Source organism: Sphingomonas sp. BL-S-28 (assembly GCF_055521515.1).
Genome location: NZ_CM145484.1, coordinates 3,637,787 through 3,654,698 on the forward strand (window position 1 = coordinate 3,637,787; position 16,912 = coordinate 3,654,698).

The following is a 16,912-nucleotide window of genomic DNA, read 5'->3' on the forward strand; positions in this document are numbered from 1 at the left end:
CCCCTTCTCATTTCAGCTCATGCGAACCCTGAAGAATCAGTCTTCCTTCAGGCCGCTGATCGCTATGCGATCAGTCCTCCTTGAGGAACGCCGGCATGTGGTCGGGGTCACCGCCACCGTTGCCGCCGTCACGCGGGCCGCGCGGACCACGGTCGCCACGGGGACCACGGTCGTTGCCGCCACGGCCGCCGTCACGGCGGGGCCCCCGACGGTCGCCGCCGCGGTCACCACCACGATCGCCGCGCGGTTCGCGCGGTTCGCGGGCCGGACGGGTGTCTTCCAGCTCGGCGCCGGTTTCCTGGTCGACGACGCGCATCGACAGGCGAACCTTGCCGCGCGGATCGATCTCAAGGACCTTGACCTTAACTTCCTGGCCTTCCTTGACGACATCGGTCGGCTTTTCGACGCGCTCGTTCTTCATTTCGGACACGTGGACGAGGCCGTCCTTGCCACCCATGAAGTTCACGAAAGCACCGAAGTCGACGATGTTGACGACCTTGCCGTTGTAGATCTTGCCGACTTCCGCTTCCTCGACGATGCCGAGGATCCACTTCTTGGCGGCTTCGATCTGGGCGATGTCGGAGGACGAGATCTTGATCACGCCTTCGTCGTCGATGTCGACCTTGGCGCCGGTTTCGGCCACGATCTCGCGGATCACCTTGCCACCGGTGCCGATGACGTCACGGATCTTCGACTTGTCGATCTGGATCGTCTCGATACGCGGTGCGTGGGCCGACAGTTCGGTGCGAGCCGAGCCGAGAGCCTTGTTCATCTCACCCAGGATGTGCGCGCGGCCGGCCTTCGCCTGCTCCAGCGCCTTGCCCATGATTTCCTTGGTGATACCGGCGATCTTGATGTCCATCTGCATCGTGGTGATGCCGAGTTCGGTGCCAGCCACCTTGAAGTCCATGTCGCCGAGGTGATCCTCGTCGCCCAGGATGTCCGAGAGGACCGCGAACTCGTCGCCTTCCAGGATCAGGCCCATGGCGATGCCCGAAACCGGACGGGCCAGCGGCACGCCGGCGTCCATCATCGAAAGGCAGCCGCCGCAGATCGTCGCCATCGAGGACGAGCCGTTGGACTCGGTGATGTCCGACAGGATGCGGATGGTGTAGGGGAAGTCTTCCTTGGCGGGCAGCACCGGGTGCAGCGCGCGCCATGCCAGCTTGCCGTGGCCGATCTCGCGACGGCCCGGGGCGCCGAAACGACCCACTTCGCCGACCGAGTAGGGCGGGAAGTTGTAGTGCAGCATGAACGACGAGTACGACAGGCCTTCCAGGCCGTCGATCATCTGCTCGGCGTCCTTGGTGCCCAGCGTGGTGGTGCAGATCGCCTGCGTTTCACCGCGGGTGAACAGCGCCGAACCGTGGGTGCGCGGCAGGAAGCCGACCATCGATTCGATCGGGCGAACCTGATCGAGCTTGCGGCCGTCGATGCGCTTGCCGTCCTTGAGGATGGCGCCGCGAACGATTTCCGCTTCCAGCTTCTTCATGGTCTTGATGGCGACCATCTGCAGCTGCGGCGTTTCGCCGGCGAAAGCTTCCTTGGCCTTGGCGCGGGCAGCGTTCAGCGCGTTCGAGCGGGCCGACTTGTCGGTCAGCTTGTAGGCAGCGGTAACGTCCTTGCCGACGGCCTTCTTGAGCTTCGCCTTGATGTCGGCCGTGTTGTCCGACAGGTCGATTTCCCAGGGATCCTTGGCAGCCTGCTCGGCCAGGTCGATCACGAGGTTCACGACCTTGCGGCATTCGTCATGCGCGAACATGACGGCGCCCAGCATCTCTTCCTCGGTCAGCTCCTTGGCTTCCGATTCCACCATCATCACGGCATCGCCGGTGGCGGCGACGACGAGATCGAGGCGGCCATCGGCCAGCGCAGCGGTCTGCTTCGGGTTCAGCGTGTATTCGCCATCGACGAAGCCGACGCGGCAGGCGCCGATCGGGCCCATGAAGGGCACGCCCGAGATGGTGAGCGCGGCCGAAGCGGCGATCATCGCAACGATGTCGGCCTCGGTCTCGCCGTCAAAGCTCAGGACCTGGGCGATGACGTTGATTTCGTTGTAGAAACCTTCGGGGAACAGCGGACGGACCGGACGGTCGATCAGGCGGCTGGTCAGCGTTTCCTTTTCGGTGGCGCCGCGTTCACGCTTGAAGAAGCCACCCGGAATGCGGCCGGCGGCCGAAAACTTTTCCTGGTAGTGCACGGTCAGCGGGAAGAAGTCCTGGCCTTCCTTCACCGACTTGGCGGCGGTAACCGCGCAGAGCACGACCGTTTCGCCATAGGTGGCAAGGACGGCGCCGTCGGCCTGACGGGCCACGCGGCCGGTTTCGAGAGTGAGCGTCTTGCCGCCCCACTCCATGCTTACGGTTTTGACGTCGAACATAAGAGGTATTCCTCAGCCCACCGGCCCTATTGCGCGGCGGGGTTTACTGCCGGGTATGCCGTCCCGGTCCGGTATGGGGCCGCTTTGGGGCCCCCGGGCCCTCCGCCGGATTGCGGACGAACCCCTGATGCAAGAAGCGGCCCGCTAGGGGCCGCTTCCCGTTAAGTCTTTACTTACGCAGACCCAGCTTCTGGATCAGTGCGTTGTACCGCGCGACGTCCTTCTTCTTAAGGTAGTCGAGCAGCGAGCGGCGCTTGTTGACCATGGCCAGCAGACCGCGACGCGAGTGGTTGTCCTTGTGGTGAGCCTTGAAGTGCTCGGTCAGGTTGCGGATGCGCTCGGTGAGGATCGCGACCTGAACTTCCGGGCTGCCCGTGTCGCCAGCGACGCGTGCGTTGTCCGAAATGATGTCCTGCTTCTTTTCAGCGGTAACCGACATAGTACTTTACTCCGCGACATCCGATAGATTGAATCCCCTGACGACGCGGGCTTCTCCGCCCGAAAGCTCCATCAGCGCGACGGGAGTGTTTCCCTCTCGCGCCCAGTAGAGCCCGTCTTCATGGGGCAGTTCGGTCAGAACGCGGCCCTGGCGGACCGCTCTTGCCTGCTCCGAACCGAGGTCGATGGCCGGGATGTCGTCCAGCCCCACCTCTAGTGGCAAGAGTATCTGTTCAAGGGTCGCGCCCTTGCCGATTTCGTTCAATTTGTCCAGCGAAATCGCGTGAGACAGGTCGAACGGACCGGCCTTTACGCGGCGCAGCATGGTCACTGTTCCGCAAGTTCCAAGGGCCTGCGCGATGTCACGTGCGAGCGAGCGAATGTAGGTGCCCTTGGAGACATGGGCCTCGAAGGTGACCTCCGCCAAGTCCTCCCCGGGACGGGGAGGGGGACCGCCCGCAGGGTGGTGGAGGGGATTCGCGTCCTCCGGCAACGTCGCGTCAGGGCGAGAGTCCCCTCCACCACCTTCGGTGGTCCCCCTCCCCGTCCCGGGGAGGACTTGCAACTCGTACACCGTCACGCTGCGCGACTTCAGCTCCACTTCCTGCCCGGCGCGGGCAAGATCGTAGGCGCGCTCACCATCGACCTTCAGCGCCGAGTAGATCGGCGGCACTTGCTCGATCGGGCCTGTGAAGCGCGGCAGCACGGCTTCCACCTCCGCCTGCGAGGGACGCACATCGCTGGTGGCGATGACCTTGCCTTCAAGATCCAGCGTGTCGGTTTCCTCGCCGAAGCGCACGGTGAAGAGGTAGGTCTTGCTGGCATCGAGCATGCGCCCGGTCAGCTTGGTCGCCTCACCCAGCGCGACAGGCAGGATGCCGGTGGCCAGCGGATCGAGCGTGCCGCCGTGGCCGACCTTCACCTTCTTGCCATAGCCCGCCTCACGCAAGTTGCGCTTCACGGCGGCGACGGCCTGCGTCGAGCCAAGCCCGAGCGGCTTGTCGAGGATGATCCAGCCATGGGGTGCCGGGCGGGTTGCGGGAGCGGAAGTCATGCCTTCCCCCAAGTCGCGCCGGGCCGATTTGTCAACTTTGCAGGATCAGCCGCCCGCTACCGCGTTCGCCAGCATTTCGTAGTGACCCAGCATCCACAGCGCCGGCGGCACGACCACGCGGCCCACGATCCCCAGTTCCGGCGAGATCCATGGCAGCACCACGACGATCAGCAGGATCAGCGGGAAACCGTAAGGGCGCAGGCGCGAATATTTCCGCGCCATGTTCTCCGGCAACAGCCCCTCGACGATGTGCGATCCATCGAAAGGCGGAATCGGCAGGAGGTTGAACAGGGCCAGAAACACGTTGATCATGATGAAGAAGCCAAGGCTCGTCTTCGCAAACGACACCGCCCCACCCGTGCTGTCCCCAGCGACGCGGATCGTCAAGCCCAGCAATATCGCACCGATCGCGGCCAGGACCAGATTGGTGAGCGGCCCCGCTGCCGCCACCACCATCATCCCCTTACGCGGGTTGCGCAGCCGCCAGTGATTGACCGGAACCGGCTTCGCCCAGCCCAACACCGGCGCGCCGGAGAGCGCCAGGAAGCCTGGCAATATCAGCGTGCCAAACGGATCCACATGGCGCAGCGGGTTGAGCGAAAGCCGCTGCCGCTCCTTTGCAGTGGGATCGCCAAGGGCCAGCGCGGTCCAACCGTGCGCCACTTCGTGAAAGACGATGGCCAAGATCAGCGGAATGATGAGCGCCGCGGCCTGCAGCAGGGTCTGGTTCATTCCGCCGATCTAGGGTGCGGAACGGCTTACCGCAATGAGACGGGCGCGATTCCGCGCGGGCCGGCCGACGACAAAGTTGTCCTCGCCTCCCAACCCTTCGTCGTTGCGAGCGTAGCGAAGCAATCCAAGGCAGCGCAAACTGCCTCTGGATTGCTTCGCTACGCTCGCAACGACGAAAAGTAGGTCAGGCCTTTCCGACCGGATAACCCAGTTCCGCCAGCGGCAGATCGCGCAGGTCCATCAGACGCCGGTTGCTGTCCGGATAGTGCTCGGCAATGCGTTCACGCAGGCGGGGAGAAAGGCGCGCCGGGCGGTCATTGAGCACCGGCATCCGCCCGGCCAGCCACTTGGCGCCGTGGCGCAGCACCTGCCCGCCCGGCAGATCGACGATGTGATCCTTGTTGATCACCGATTGGCGCGTGAACAGGTTCACGCCGCGCATCATCGCCAGTCCCGCCGTGCCCAGCGAGGTATTCGCCCGCGATCCCTCAGGCGGCAGATCCTCGATCGAGAGGCCAAGGTCCTGCTGCATCCGCTCGATCAGGGCACCGCGTTCGCGCAGCCACTCATAGGGATAGACGTGGACATGCTCGCGTCCGAACAGATCGTCGTAATGCGCAACGAGGCGGTCGTATTCGAAATGCTCGAACTCGAACACCGGGGCCTTCCACGGCCGCGTCAGCGCGCCGCGCACCATGCGCGCGGTTTCGAAATAGCGATGCTGGCCCCAGGTGCCGCCGCCCGAAACGTATTGCGCGTAAGTGGCGCGGCAGATCTCGAACTGGTTGCGGATGAAGATGACGATATGCGCGTCCGGTAGCACCGCCTTGATGCGCCGCGCCACTTCGGGGGCGAGGAAGCCGTGGAGGCCGCCATTGTGGAGATAGCCGGAAAGGTTTTCCTCGCTCAGCAGCACCGGCCGATTGCGCCCGCGCAGCGAAAGCACCTCACTCGCCCGCTTGGGGCAGAAATGCATCCCGGCGGGCTTGAGAAAGGCGTCCTGCACCGTCTGGCGGGGGAGGTAATCGTGGCTGGTGGCGTTAGGGAACAGTTGTTGCTGCAGCCAGGTCGTGGCCGTCTTGTGGTATCCCAGATGTACTATCGCATTCTGCATTTCGACCCGTCTGCACCCGTTGTCGCACTGCCAACGAGGGGACGATGGAAAGGTTGCCTGCCAATATCGCGCAGTTTGCGGCCAAATGACAGGTTGCAGCGAGGAAGTGCCCGGCGGGCGAGTTGGTTGGAGGAATGGGATATGGAGCAAGCCGTCCGGCCGCCCCAATCAACACCTACCTAATTTTGCGCAGGCGAAATGCATATCCAAGCCGAACCAGAATTACCCACGGCACTTCAGCCAACGTCGCAATGAACGCCACTTCAGCCAGGTCGTTCCAAAAAAGCCGCGAATGACCGCCCTCCCACATCCGAGCGGCATCAAGGTAAGAGGCGAAGAAAAAGTACATGTACGGCACGCAGTAACTCACCAGAAGTGCGAGACGACGGGCACGAAGGTTGATGACCAATCCCGAAACCCACCCAAGAATTAGCGGCGCCACGACTTCCGAAGACAACATCGAATCGCCCCCTCTGCCAAACGACGTTTGCTTATGCCCGCGCCGACATTGGGACGTCCGTTACATCCTATTCATCGATCGGACCGCCACCCGAGGCGATGCACCGTGGCTCAGCCCCCGCCCCTTCGTCGTACAAATGCTATAAAGGCGCGAAATCGCCTGCCCCTAAAACCCCAACGATTCCGAGAAATGACGGCGGCACAGCGCGACGTAGCGGTCGTTGCCGCCGATCTCGGTCTGCTGCCCCTCCCGCACGCCCGCGCCGGAGGCATCGACGCGCAAGTTCATCGTCGCCTTGCGGCCGCAGTGGCACACCGCCTTCAACTCGATCAACGCGTCCGCGATCCCCAGCAGCACGGCGGAGCCGGGAAACAGTTCCCCCCGGAAGTCCGTGCGCAGGCCATAGCAGACCACCGGAATGTCGTGCCGGTCGGCGATCCGCGCACATTGCCAGACCTGCTCGGGGGTGAGGAACTGCGCCTCGTCGATCAGCACGCAGGCCAGCGGCTCCACCGCATGGACGGCGGCGACGCGGGCGACAAGATCGGTTTCCGGCACGAAACGATGCGCGGCGGCATGAAGGCCGATCCGGCTTTCGATCGCATGATCGTCCCCGCCCTCACCGCTGCTGCGGTCGTCCAGCGCGGCGGTCCACAGCATCGTGCGCATGCCGCGTTCGTGATAGTTGAAGTTCGCCTGAAGCAGGGTCGCCGACTTTCCGGCGTTCATGCTGGCATAGTAAAAATAGAGTTTCGCCATCAAACTGGGGATAACATGCCCACTTGCCCTCCGCACGGGCATGAACTGCATTTGTCCCCGCTTGAATGGACGCGATCAAGGTATTCTAACGAAGCATGGCGACAACTCGAAGCTGACGGTGGCCGAGGCCGGGTTGGCCCATGCTGGAGGTGGTGATGAGGAGATGGATCGCCGTCTTCGCGGTCTTTGCACTGGCCGCGATCGTTGCTGGCTACGCCGCATTGTTTCCATTCGCATCGCAGGGCTCCGCAGCGCTGCGCCCCACGCTCGAACGGCTGGATGAAACCGCCGCGCGCGCCGTGGCGCTGGGCGGACGCGGGCCTGCCGTGATCGTGCCGCTGGCGACGGGCGCCGTGCTGGCCTTGCTGGTGGCGGTGGTGGGCCGCAGCGGCGATCGTGCCGGGCCCGTCCCCGCCGATGGCAGGCCCTCAGCCCCGCGCGACACCTCGCGGCCCGGTGCATCGCGGCAGGGCCGCCGGCGCAAGCTGGTGCATCCCGATCCCGAACTCGTGTGGCGCCCCGAACCCGATCCGGTGGCGCCCGATATGGACCATGTGCCCGGCCTTCTGCGGGAGCGGGACGCCCCGCCGGTGGAAGAGTTCCCCGCGGAGCCGGCCGAAGGCTATGCCGATGCCACCGTCTTCGCGCCCGAAGACGTCGGCCCCTTGCGATACCCGCTGCTGCCCTCGGTGGTGCTGGTGCGCCACCCGCGCGAGCGCGGTACCGACGAACAGAGCTGGTTCGACAGCGCCAGCTGGCTGGGCGGCCTGCCGCGCCTGGGCGACCGCATCTGGCCGCACGACGAATATGGCGCCCTGCCCTTCGCGGCGCAGATCGACCTTGCCGAACTGGCGGCCGCTTTCCCCGAAAGCCCGCTGCCGCTGTCCGGCACGCTGGCCTTCTTCCTGGGCAGCGGGGCCGTGATCGAAGTGCCCGAGGCGAACAACCCGTTCACCGCCCCGCCGGCCGACCTGCCGCCGGCCTTCGACGAAGGCGGCCATCCGCTGCCTGCCCATGCCTCGCGCCTGTCGCGCCCTTACTTCCCGTTCTGGCCGGTCAGTCCGCTGCCCTCCAACGCCAACGAGCCGATCGACGAGCCATCGGCCGATGCGGACGAGAATGCCTGGCTGGATACGCGCATCGCCCGGCGCAACGAAGGCTATGCCGCGAAGGAGCCGGTAACCCGGCTGTGGTGGCATGGCGCGATGCATCTTGCCGATTGCCTGCACATCGCTCTGGACGGTGCGGCGCATCTGGTGGCGACCGAGCAGGACCGCCTGCACCATGCGCGGGCGCGCCTTGCAGCCCTGGCGGAAAACCCCCACGCCACTGCCGCCGACCATGACGAGGCGGATGCGGCACTGGCCGCCAGCGAAGCCGAAATCCCCGCGCTGGAGGCTGAGCAGGCGGAACTGGGCCGCATGATAGAGGCCATGGAAGGTTTCGTCTCCGGCCGCGACCCCTGGGCCCCGCTGAGCGAGGACGAGGTCGAAGTGACGGGAGAAGTGCTGGCCCAGGTCCATCACGACTGTGCGCGGCTGGTGCGGTTCTGCGTGCCGCAATCGCTGGAGGCACTGGCGACTGTCTCGCTGCGCGCGATGGTGACCGGCGATCTCGGCGCCTTCGCGCAAGTGCCGCAGACGGAGCTGGACCGGATCAATTCCGCCAACCTGCTGGCGATCGGCGATCAGCACCAGCTGTTCGGTACCGGCGCAAACCATGCGGACAGGCCGGACGACATCCTGCTGCTGCAGCTGGCGAACGACGACCTGGTCGAATGGAATTGGGGCGAAGGAGGCGTGTTCCAGTTCCGGATCGCCCCCGAAGACCTTGCCGCCGCCCGTTGGGACCGCGTGACGCTGACGTTCGAAGCTGCCTGACGATCGGCGATCGGGCGATCCCGGTTGTGAACCGGGATCGCCCGGGTATTCAGCGGTCGTCAGATCAGTCGTCGGTCAGATCGATATCCTGATCGTCGAGATCGCGCTTCACGCGCGGATCGTTGAGCAGCGCGTCGATGCGGCCTGCCTCGTCGAAGGTCTCGTCGGAACGGAAGCGGATCTTGGCCGCGAACCTCAGCTTCAGGCGCTGGGCCACCTCGCGCTGGAAGAACGCGGTATTGGTGCGCAGCGCCTTCAGCACGGCCTCTTCATCCTCGCCCAGCAGCGGCTTCACATAGACCGTGGCCTGGCGCAGATCCGGCGACATGCGCACTTCGGTGACGGAAACCGAGTGCGCAGTCAGCGTGGCATCGTGCACCTGCTGGCGCGTGAGAATCTCGGAAATGACGTGGCGCACCTGCTCACCCACCTTGAGAAGGCGGACGGATTGCTGCTCGGGAGTGATCTGCTGACGGGACATGATGATCCCCATGTGGGCCAGACGCGACAATTTGCAACAATTGATTATGGCACCATTCATCCGCCCTTTGGTTAAGGCAGGGTTCCCCCCACGCTTCAAGGAGCTGAAAGAATGCGCAAGTTTACCGCCACCCTGCTCGCCGCCACGCTTGTCGTGCCTGCTTTCGCGGCACCCGCTCTCGCCCAACAGGGCCATCCCCAGCAGGGACATGCGCAGCAGAATCACGGCCCCAGCAAGAAGCCGGCCCCCAGCCCGCATCGCTTCCAGAAGGGTGAGCGGTTCGACCGCAGCCGTGCGACGAACTACCAGACGGTCGATTACCGCAAGTATCGCAACGTGAAGGCCCCGCCGCGCGGCTATCACTACGTGCGTTCGGGCAATGACCTGCTGCTGGTCGGCATCACCAGCGGCATCGTCGCTGCCGTTACCATGAACATGTTCCACTGATCACTCAGCGGATCTGAAAATCGAGAAAGGGCGGCGCGCTTGGCGGAGCGCCGTCCTTTTTTTACATCTTGGCGAGAATGCGCGCCAGCGAGCGTACGTTGCGCACCGTGCCCCGGCAGCCAAGCCGTTTCGCCATGAACTCACCCGTCAGCAGGCTTTCGGCCGGCGGCCGCGCGTAATCGACGAACAGGCACCGCGTCCCCAACGCCAGGCGCTCCCCCCCATGCGGGCCGTGATCGGCGACGAGCCGGTCGAACTGCTGCTGGGTCGGCTGCTTTTCCAGCAGCACGGTGTGGACGAAGCTGTCCCCACTCTCCCCCGCGAAGGGGTTTTCTTCCACTGCGGCGCGAATCTCCTCGCGCGTGCGCACGGCCACGAAAGCCGTCAGGTCAAACCGGTCGCGCATCAGGTAGGCCAGCAGATCCTCCAGCCCCTCGCTCGGCCGATCCTCGTAATCGAACAGGACATTGCCGCTGGAGATCACCGTCTCCGCGTTCTCCAGTTCCTCACGCTCGAAGGCATAGCGCAAGTCCGCCATCGACAGGCGATCGCCGCGAACGGTCAGCGATTCGAAAAAGGCGCAGTAGCGGGTCATCGCAGTATCATCAGTCCCATTGGCAGCAGCGTCAAACCGGCCAGAATCCAGAAGCATCCGATCACTTCGAACGCCGTTTCACCCAGACAGCCCAGCGCCAGATTCGCATCTTCCGAGCGGCGCTGGATCGTTTCGTCGTTTGGTTCCTGACCGCCCATAGCCCCCTCTTCGGCCAAGCCGCTACCGCAGCGCTCCGAAAAAGCAAACATCGCAAATACTGAGCGACGCCATCGTCCCCCAGCAGTCGCAACCGGCGCGCGTTGCCGCTTCGTCGATCAATGCATGCACGAAAGTCCGCCTTGCTCCGAAACGGCGACGGCCACCGCCGGGCTTTTCGCCCGACGATGGCCGTACTTGACCTTTCGGCCGGCGCCCGCACGAAACGGGCGCCTGCTATCAGCCCAGCGTACGCTCGCGGTGGCTGACTTCGAAGACTTCGAGGTGGTCGCCCGCCTTGATGTCGTTCGTGTCGGCCAGCACCACGCCGCATTCCAGACCGGCGCGCACTTCGTCCACGTCGTCCTTGAACCGGCGCAGCGAGGAGATCGTCGTTGCCGAAACGATGACGTCGTTGCGGGTGAGACGGGCGCTGAGACCCTTGCGGATGAAGCCTTCGACCACCAGCAGACCTGCCGCCTTGTCGCGCTTGCCGGCCGGGAAGACCTGCTTGACTTCGGCGCGGCCGACGACGGTTTCGATCCGTTCGGGGCCCCAGATACCGGCCATCTGCTTCGCGACCTCTGCGGTCAGCTCGTAGATGACGTCGTAGTACATCATCGGCGTCTTGGTCTTCTCGATCTGCTCGCGCGCCTTGGCGTTCGGGCGGACGTTGAAGCCCACGATCGGCGCACCCGAGGCAGAAGCCAGCGCAACGTCGGATTCGGTGATGGCACCGACGCCCGAGTTGAGGATGCGAACCTTGATCTCGTCGTTCGAGAGGTTGTGCAGCGCCGCGTTGATCGCTTCGACCGAACCCTGCACGTCCGCCTTGACCACCACCGGGTACTCGATGACGTTCTGCTTGGCAGCCAGTGCCGAGAACATCGTATCGAGGCTGGCGGGCGCCATTGCGGTGCGCTTGGCGGTCGCCTGTTCCTGACGATAGGCCGAAACCTCGCGGGCACGCTGTTCGCTTTCGACGACGGTCAGCTTGTCACCGGCCATCGGCACGCCGCCGATACCCAGGACTTCCACCGGCATCGAAGGCGGAGCCGCCTTCACCTGACGGCCCTTGTCGTCCAGCATGGCGCGCACGCGGCCGCTTTCGGTGCCGACGACGAGGATGTCGCCGACCTTCAGCGTGCCGCGGTTCACCAGCACGGTCGCCAGCGGGCCCTTGCCCTTGTCCAGCTTGGCCTCGATCACGGTCGCCTCGGCTTCGCGGTCGGGGTTGGCCTTCAGTTCCATCAGTTCGGCCTGGAGCAGGATCTTCTCGATCAGTTCGTCCAGACCGGCACCGGTCTTGGCCGAGACTTCCACGTCCTGCACGTCGCCCGACATGGCTTCCACGACGATCTCATGCTCCAGCAGGCGCTCACGCACGCGCTGGGGATTGGCTTCGTGCTTGTCCATCTTGTTGATGGCCACGATCATGGGAACGCCGGCAGCCTTGGTGTGATTGATGGCTTCGATCGTCTGCGGCATGATGCCGTCGTCGGCCGCAACCACCAGGATCACGATGTCGGTCACGTTGGCACCGCGCATACGCATCTGCGTGAAGGCGGCGTGGCCCGGCGTATCAAGGAAGGTGACGAGATCGCCGCCCTTGGTCTTGATCTGATAGGCGCCCATGTGCTGCGTGATGCCGCCGGCTTCGCCCTTCACCACGTCGGTGCCGCGCAGGGCATCGAGCAGCGAGGTCTTGCCGTGATCGACGTGGCCCATGATGGCGACGACGGGCGGACGCGGCTTCAGGGTTTCGGGTGCATCGACGTCGGTCGAGGTATCGATGTCGACATCGCTTTCCGAAACGCGCTGGATGTTGTGGCCGAATTCGGTGACGAGCAGTTCGGCGGTATCCTGGTCGATCGTCTGGTTGACGGTGACCATCATGCCCATCTTGAACATCGCCTTCACCAGGTCGGCGCCCTTTTCGGCCATGCGGTTCGCCAGTTCCTGCACAGTGATCGCCTCGGGAACGATCACGTCGCGGACCTGCTTTTCACGCTGCTGGTTGTGGCCGGAGAAGTGCGCGCGGCGCTCCTTCTCGCGGGCACGCTTCAGCGCGGCCAGCGAACGGGCGCGTGCGCCCTCATCGTCGTTCAGCGCACGGTTGACCGTGAGCTTGCCCGACTGGCGACGATCGCCGCCCTTGCGGTCGCGATCGGCATTGGGGCGGGCCGGCGGCGGAGCGGCACTCTTCTTGGCGCCGGCCGGAGCCTTGGGCGCGCTGGACGAAGGGGCCGAGGCACCGGCATTGGTGCTGCTGGCAGCGGCTTCCGGACGGCGCACCGGCTCGGGACGCTGGACCGGGGTGAAGCGGCGCGGCGCGGGGGCCGGAGCAGGGGTCGGGGCAGCGACGGGCGCCTTGGCGACCGGCGCGGCAGCGGGCTGCGCAGCGGCAGGCTCGGCCGCAACCGATTCAGCGGCGGCAGCTTCGGGCTGGGCCGCGGGCGCCGAAGCTGGTTCGGCCGGCGCGGCAGCCGCTTCCTCGGCCGCGCGGGCCTTCGCAGCTTCTTCCTCGGCGCGCTTGCTTTCCTGGGCGCGATTGTCGTCGGCGCGGCGCTTTTCTTCCTCGATCGCGCGCAGCTTCTCTTCCTGCTCGCGGCGGTTGGCTTCCTCAAGCGCGGCAAAGCGGGCAGCCTCGGCCTCGCGCTGGAGGCGGGCAACGCGCTCCTGCGGGGTTTCGCCGGGGATGATCGTCGGCTTGGGCGCGGGCGGCGGCGGAGCAGCGCGCTGCGGCGCGGGCGCGGCGGTCTGCGGTGCGGGCGCAGCCTGCGGCGCCGGAGCGGCCTGCTCGTGACCACCCTCGACGGCGCCTTCGGACCCGGGCTTGCCGATCAGCTTCTTACGCTTCACCTCGACCACCACCTTGTTGGTGCGGCCGTGGCTGAAGGTCTGCTTGACCTCACCCGTCTCCACCGAGCGCTTAAGCCCAAGCGGCTTGCGGCCCAGGGTCGGTTTGTTGTCGGTCTCGCTCATATCTCTCGTTTTGCCCTTCGGTCTCAATTCGTCGTCGCGGGCGCGGCAGCAGGTGCCGGCCCGTCGCGATCATCCATACCACCCCCGGCCTGATCGGCGTGGGGTTGCCCCTGGAAATGCAGGAGGCGCTGCAACTGCGCCGCGACTCGGTTGGCCGAGCCGCGATCGTTGAGCGCCAGGTGAACGACGTTGTCGCGGCCCAATGCCACAGACAGCGTCTCCCGGTCCAGTGGCAAGCGTGTGCCCTTGAGACCGCTTCCTTCCGCCTCGCTCCCGACTCTCCAGGCCTGGTCGAGCTTGCGCGAGCCGTCTTCGCTCGCATCGGCGGAATGGGCAAGCCACGTGACCCGGCCCTCACGCGCGTTCTGCGCGATGCGGTCCGAGCCCATGAGCAACCTGCCCGATTTCAGTTCGAGGCCCAGCCGGTCAGTCAGCGCGCGAATCAGCGCCTGTTCGATCCTGTCGGCAAGGTCGTCCGGAATGGTGAGTGTCGCGCCTTTATAAGCGCGCGCCATCGCTCCCTTTAGTTTGCCCTTCGTCAGAGCATTTTCAAGGGTCGTGCGCGAAACGCCGATCCACGCGCCGCGCCCGGGGGCACGCGCGTGGACGTCGGGAAGGACCAGACCGTCCGGCGAGATCGCCAGACGGATGTAGTCTTCACGCGCACCGGTCTCGCCGGAGAGGATGCAGGTCCTCTCCGGGCCGGAGCCGTCGATGTCGGAGCTTACGCGCTCATTGCGAGGATTCCGCATCGGCGGCCTCCTCAGTTTGCTGGCCGGCTTCGGGTTCGTCATCGAACCAGTGGGCACGAGCAGCCATGATGATCTCGTTGCCCTGTTCTTCGTTCAGGCCGTATTCGCCAAGCACACCGCCCTTGTCTTCGTCGCGGGCGCGCTTGTTCACCGAACCGTCGCGGCGACGCTGTTCGGTGCGCTTCTTGGCGATCAACTCGTCGGTGGCGAGGTCCGCCAGATCGTCGAGCGTCTTAATCCCGGCCTTGCCGAGCACGACCAGCATCGCTTCGGTCAGGTGCGGCAGTTCGGCCAGTGCGTCCTCGACGCCAAGGCCACGGCGTTCCTCGCGGCTCGCTTCCTCGCGGCGCTCAAGCGCTTCCTGGGCGCGGCTCTGGAGTTCTTCACCCAGTTCCTCGTCGAAGCCTTCGATCGCGGCCAGTTCGGCCAGATCGATGTAGGCGACTTCTTCCAGTTCGCTGAAGCCTTCGGCCACCAGCAGCTGCGAAAGCGTTTCGTCGACGTCCAGCTCTTCCTCGAACATCTTCGAGCGCTCGGTGAATTCCTTCTGGCGCTTCTCCGAGGCTTCGGCCTCGGTCATGATGTCGATCTGCGAGCCGGTCAGCTGCGAGGCGAGACGCACGTTCTGGCCGCGACGGCCGATCGCCAGCGACAGCTGGTCATCGGGCACGACGACTTCGATGCGGCTTTCTTCCTCGTCGATGACGACGCGGCTGACGGTCGCGGGCTGCAGCGCGTTGACCACGAAGGTCGCGGTGTCTTCGCTCCAGGGAATGATGTCGATCTTCTCGCCCTGCATTTCCTGCACGACGGCCTGCACGCGGCTGCCCTTCATGCCGACGCAGGCGCCGACCGGGTCGATCGAATGGTCGTGGCTGATCACGCCGATCTTCGCGCGCGAGCCCGGATCGCGGGCAGCGGCCTTGATCTCGATCACGCCGTCGTAGATTTCGGGCACTTCCTGCGCGAACAGCTTCTTCATGAAGTCCGGATGCGCACGGCTGAGGAAGATCTGCGGACCGCGGTTCTGGCGCTCCACGCGCAGGACCAGCGCCCGCACGCGCTCACCCACGCGGGCGGCTTCGCGGGGGATCTGCTGATCGCGGCGGATCACGCCTTCGGCGCGGCCGAGGTTGACGATCACGTGGCCGAATTCGACCGACTTGATCACGCCGGTGATGATCTCACCCACGCGGTCCTTGAATTCTTCGTACTGACGGTCACGCTCGGCATCGCGGACCTTCTGGAAGATCACCTGCTTGGCCGACTGCGCATCGATGCGGCCGAGGTCCACCGGGGGCAGCGGGTCGACGATGAAGTCGCCGATCGCGGCGCCCTTCTGCAGCTTTTCGGCCTGCTTGAGGTCAACCTGCTTGAAGTAGTCCTCGACATGCTCGACCACCTCGACGACGCGCCACAGGCGCAGGTCGCCGGTCCGCGGATCGAGCTTGGCGCGAATGTCGTTCTCGGCGCCGTAACGGTTACGGGCCGACTTCTGGATGGCTTCCTCCATCGCCTCGATGACGATCGACTTGTCGATCATCTTCTCCGAAGCGACGGAATTCGCGATTGCAAGCAGCTCGGCGCGGTTGGCGGAAATCGCACTGGCCATGGCTTAGTCTTCCTGTTCCTCGACGATCTCGTCGGCCCCGCTGACATCCAGCGGGCGGGTTGCGGCGATCAGCTTGTCCGTCAGGACCAGCCTTGCGGAATGAATATTGCCCAGCGGGAACGAGACCCGGCCGGATTTCTTGTCATCGACCGTGACCTGATCGCCGTCGATGCCGACGAGTTCACCGGTCAGCCCCTTGCGGTTGCCGTCCACCGGCTCCGTCAGGTTCACCTTGACCTCATGGCCGGCCCAGTTGGCAAAGTCCTTCGGGCGGGTCAGCGGACGATCGATGCCGGGCGAGCTGACTTCGAGACGATAGGCTTCCTCGATCAGCACGTCGCCGGCTTCTTCAAGCGCGTCCATGCGATCGGAAATGCGGTGCGAGAGCTTCACGCAGTCCTCGATCACGAGCTGACCCGTCTCCGGGTTCTCCGCCATGATCTGCAGCGCGATCTCATCGTCGCCCACTTCGCTCTTGCCGAAAATCCGCACGCGCACGAGATCGAAGCCGAGGGCGGTGACCTCCGGTTCGATGACTTCGGTAATGCGTGCGATGTCGGCCAAGCCGTGTCCTTCCGAATCGATTCGTGTCTGTGCAACCGAACACTGGAGCAACGCAGTTTCGCGCCGGCCCCTTCCGGCGCCAGCCCGAACCTTGTTTCACCAATGTCGGGATGAGGCGCAGATAAGCGCATTGCCGGAAAAAGGCAAGGGGTCCCGCGCGAGAGTTCGATGGTGCTCGAACCGCCTGCCGCACGAATGTGCATGACGACGAATATTTAGTCGGGTGCCTCTCTGACATCTGCCGAACGCTCGCAACAGAGTCTTTTATCCGGACTGACGTCCGGAAGCGGCACCAGCCCACTCCCGTCCCCAAGAACACGAAAAGGTCCGGGGGACCTTTTCGCTGAGGGGACCGACCACCCATCAGGATACACTCGTGGGTGGTCGGGTGGGGGAGTGGGCTGGTGCCGCAAGCCTTCGACGGATGTCGAAGGCGCACCCGACAAAGACTCGGGCTGGTGCCGCGCAAAACGGGCGGATGCCCGTTTTGCCAGACCGCCAGG

General features: G+C 65.0%; 16 protein-coding genes. 2 read left to right on the forward strand and 14 right to left on the reverse strand.

The window, feature by feature from the left end:
* Window positions 1-70 precede the first annotated feature (70 nt).
* The 7 genes from pnp to ACZ1JC_RS25645 form a co-directional block, all read right to left on the reverse strand.
* Window positions 71-2,380 (reverse strand): polyribonucleotide nucleotidyltransferase, encoded by a 2,310-nt coding sequence (pnp, locus tag ACZ1JC_RS25615; protein WP_465137486.1) that lies wholly within the window; start codon window positions 2,378-2,380, stop codon window positions 71-73.
* Window positions 2,381-2,549: 169 nt separating this feature from the next.
* Window positions 2,550-2,819 carry a 30S ribosomal protein S15 gene (rpsO, locus tag ACZ1JC_RS25620; RefSeq protein WP_021232261.1) on the reverse strand — a complete coding sequence of 90 codons (270 nt, stop codon included), beginning with the start codon at window positions 2,817-2,819 and terminating at the stop codon, window positions 2,550-2,552.
* Window positions 2,820-2,825: 6 nt separating this feature from the next.
* The gene (gene truB / locus ACZ1JC_RS25625; protein WP_465137485.1) at window positions 2,826-3,872 is read right to left on the reverse strand and encodes a tRNA pseudouridine(55) synthase TruB; all 1,047 of its coding nucleotides are present in this window, start codon (window positions 3,870-3,872) and stop codon (window positions 2,826-2,828) included.
* 45 nt (window positions 3,873-3,917) lie between these two features.
* Window positions 3,918-4,604 (reverse strand): site-2 protease family protein, encoded by a 687-nt coding sequence (locus ACZ1JC_RS25630; RefSeq protein WP_465137484.1) that lies wholly within the window; start codon window positions 4,602-4,604, stop codon window positions 3,918-3,920.
* A gap of 184 nt (window positions 4,605-4,788) precedes the next feature.
* The gene (locus ACZ1JC_RS25635) at window positions 4,789-5,718 is read right to left on the reverse strand and encodes a hypothetical protein (RefSeq protein ID WP_465137483.1); all 930 of its coding nucleotides are present in this window, start codon (window positions 5,716-5,718) and stop codon (window positions 4,789-4,791) included.
* Window positions 5,719-5,893: 175 nt separating this feature from the next.
* A complete protein-coding gene (locus ACZ1JC_RS25640) occupies window positions 5,894-6,178 on the reverse strand; it encodes a hypothetical protein (RefSeq protein WP_465137482.1) in 285 nt (94 codons plus the stop codon).
* A gap of 165 nt (window positions 6,179-6,343) precedes the next feature.
* Window positions 6,344-6,937 (reverse strand): thymidine kinase, encoded by a 594-nt coding sequence (locus ACZ1JC_RS25645; RefSeq protein WP_465137481.1) that lies wholly within the window; start codon window positions 6,935-6,937, stop codon window positions 6,344-6,346.
* Between the two features lie 155 nt (window positions 6,938-7,092).
* Between ACZ1JC_RS25645 and ACZ1JC_RS25650 the strand changes: the two genes are divergently transcribed.
* A complete protein-coding gene (locus ACZ1JC_RS25650) occupies window positions 7,093-8,817 on the forward strand; it encodes a DUF1963 domain-containing protein (RefSeq protein ID WP_465137480.1) in 1,725 nt (574 codons plus the stop codon).
* 64 nt (window positions 8,818-8,881) lie between these two features.
* On the opposite strand, the gene rbfA is transcribed toward ACZ1JC_RS25650, so the two are convergent.
* Window positions 8,882-9,298: a 30S ribosome-binding factor RbfA gene (gene rbfA / locus ACZ1JC_RS25655; RefSeq protein WP_465137479.1), complete on the reverse strand. Its 417-nt coding sequence runs from the start codon at window positions 9,296-9,298 to the stop codon at window positions 8,882-8,884.
* A gap of 111 nt (window positions 9,299-9,409) precedes the next feature.
* Between rbfA and ACZ1JC_RS25660 the strand changes: the two genes are divergently transcribed.
* Window positions 9,410-9,745 carry an RcnB family protein gene (locus ACZ1JC_RS25660; RefSeq protein WP_465137478.1) on the forward strand — a complete coding sequence of 112 codons (336 nt, stop codon included), beginning with the start codon at window positions 9,410-9,412 and terminating at the stop codon, window positions 9,743-9,745.
* A 61-nt stretch (window positions 9,746-9,806) separates the two neighbouring features.
* Here ACZ1JC_RS25660 and ACZ1JC_RS25665 read toward each other — a convergent pair whose 3' ends face one another.
* From ACZ1JC_RS25665 to rimP, 6 genes are all read right to left on the reverse strand, one after another.
* A complete protein-coding gene (locus ACZ1JC_RS25665) occupies window positions 9,807-10,340 on the reverse strand; it encodes a DUF1697 domain-containing protein (protein WP_465137477.1) in 534 nt (177 codons plus the stop codon).
* The gene (locus ACZ1JC_RS25670; protein WP_465137476.1) at window positions 10,337-10,498 is read right to left on the reverse strand and encodes a hypothetical protein; all 162 of its coding nucleotides are present in this window, start codon (window positions 10,496-10,498) and stop codon (window positions 10,337-10,339) included. The genes ACZ1JC_RS25665 and ACZ1JC_RS25670 overlap by 4 nt, the downstream gene beginning before the upstream one ends.
* Before the next feature lie 238 nt (window positions 10,499-10,736).
* Complete coding sequence (infB, locus tag ACZ1JC_RS25675) at window positions 10,737-13,481, reverse strand: translation initiation factor IF-2 (protein ID WP_465137475.1); 2,745 nt, start codon at window positions 13,479-13,481, stop codon at window positions 10,737-10,739.
* Between the two features lie 23 nt (window positions 13,482-13,504).
* Window positions 13,505-14,233: a DUF448 domain-containing protein gene (locus ACZ1JC_RS25680; protein WP_465137474.1), complete on the reverse strand. Its 729-nt coding sequence runs from the start codon at window positions 14,231-14,233 to the stop codon at window positions 13,505-13,507.
* Complete coding sequence (gene nusA, locus ACZ1JC_RS25685; RefSeq protein ID WP_465137473.1) at window positions 14,214-15,845, reverse strand: transcription termination factor NusA; 1,632 nt, start codon at window positions 15,843-15,845, stop codon at window positions 14,214-14,216. Before nusA ends, ACZ1JC_RS25680 begins: the two co-directional genes overlap by 20 nt.
* A gap of 3 nt (window positions 15,846-15,848) precedes the next feature.
* Window positions 15,849-16,409 (reverse strand): ribosome maturation protein RimP, encoded by a 561-nt coding sequence (rimP, locus tag ACZ1JC_RS25690; RefSeq protein ID WP_465137472.1) that lies wholly within the window; start codon window positions 16,407-16,409, stop codon window positions 15,849-15,851.
* Window positions 16,410-16,912 lie beyond the last annotated feature (503 nt).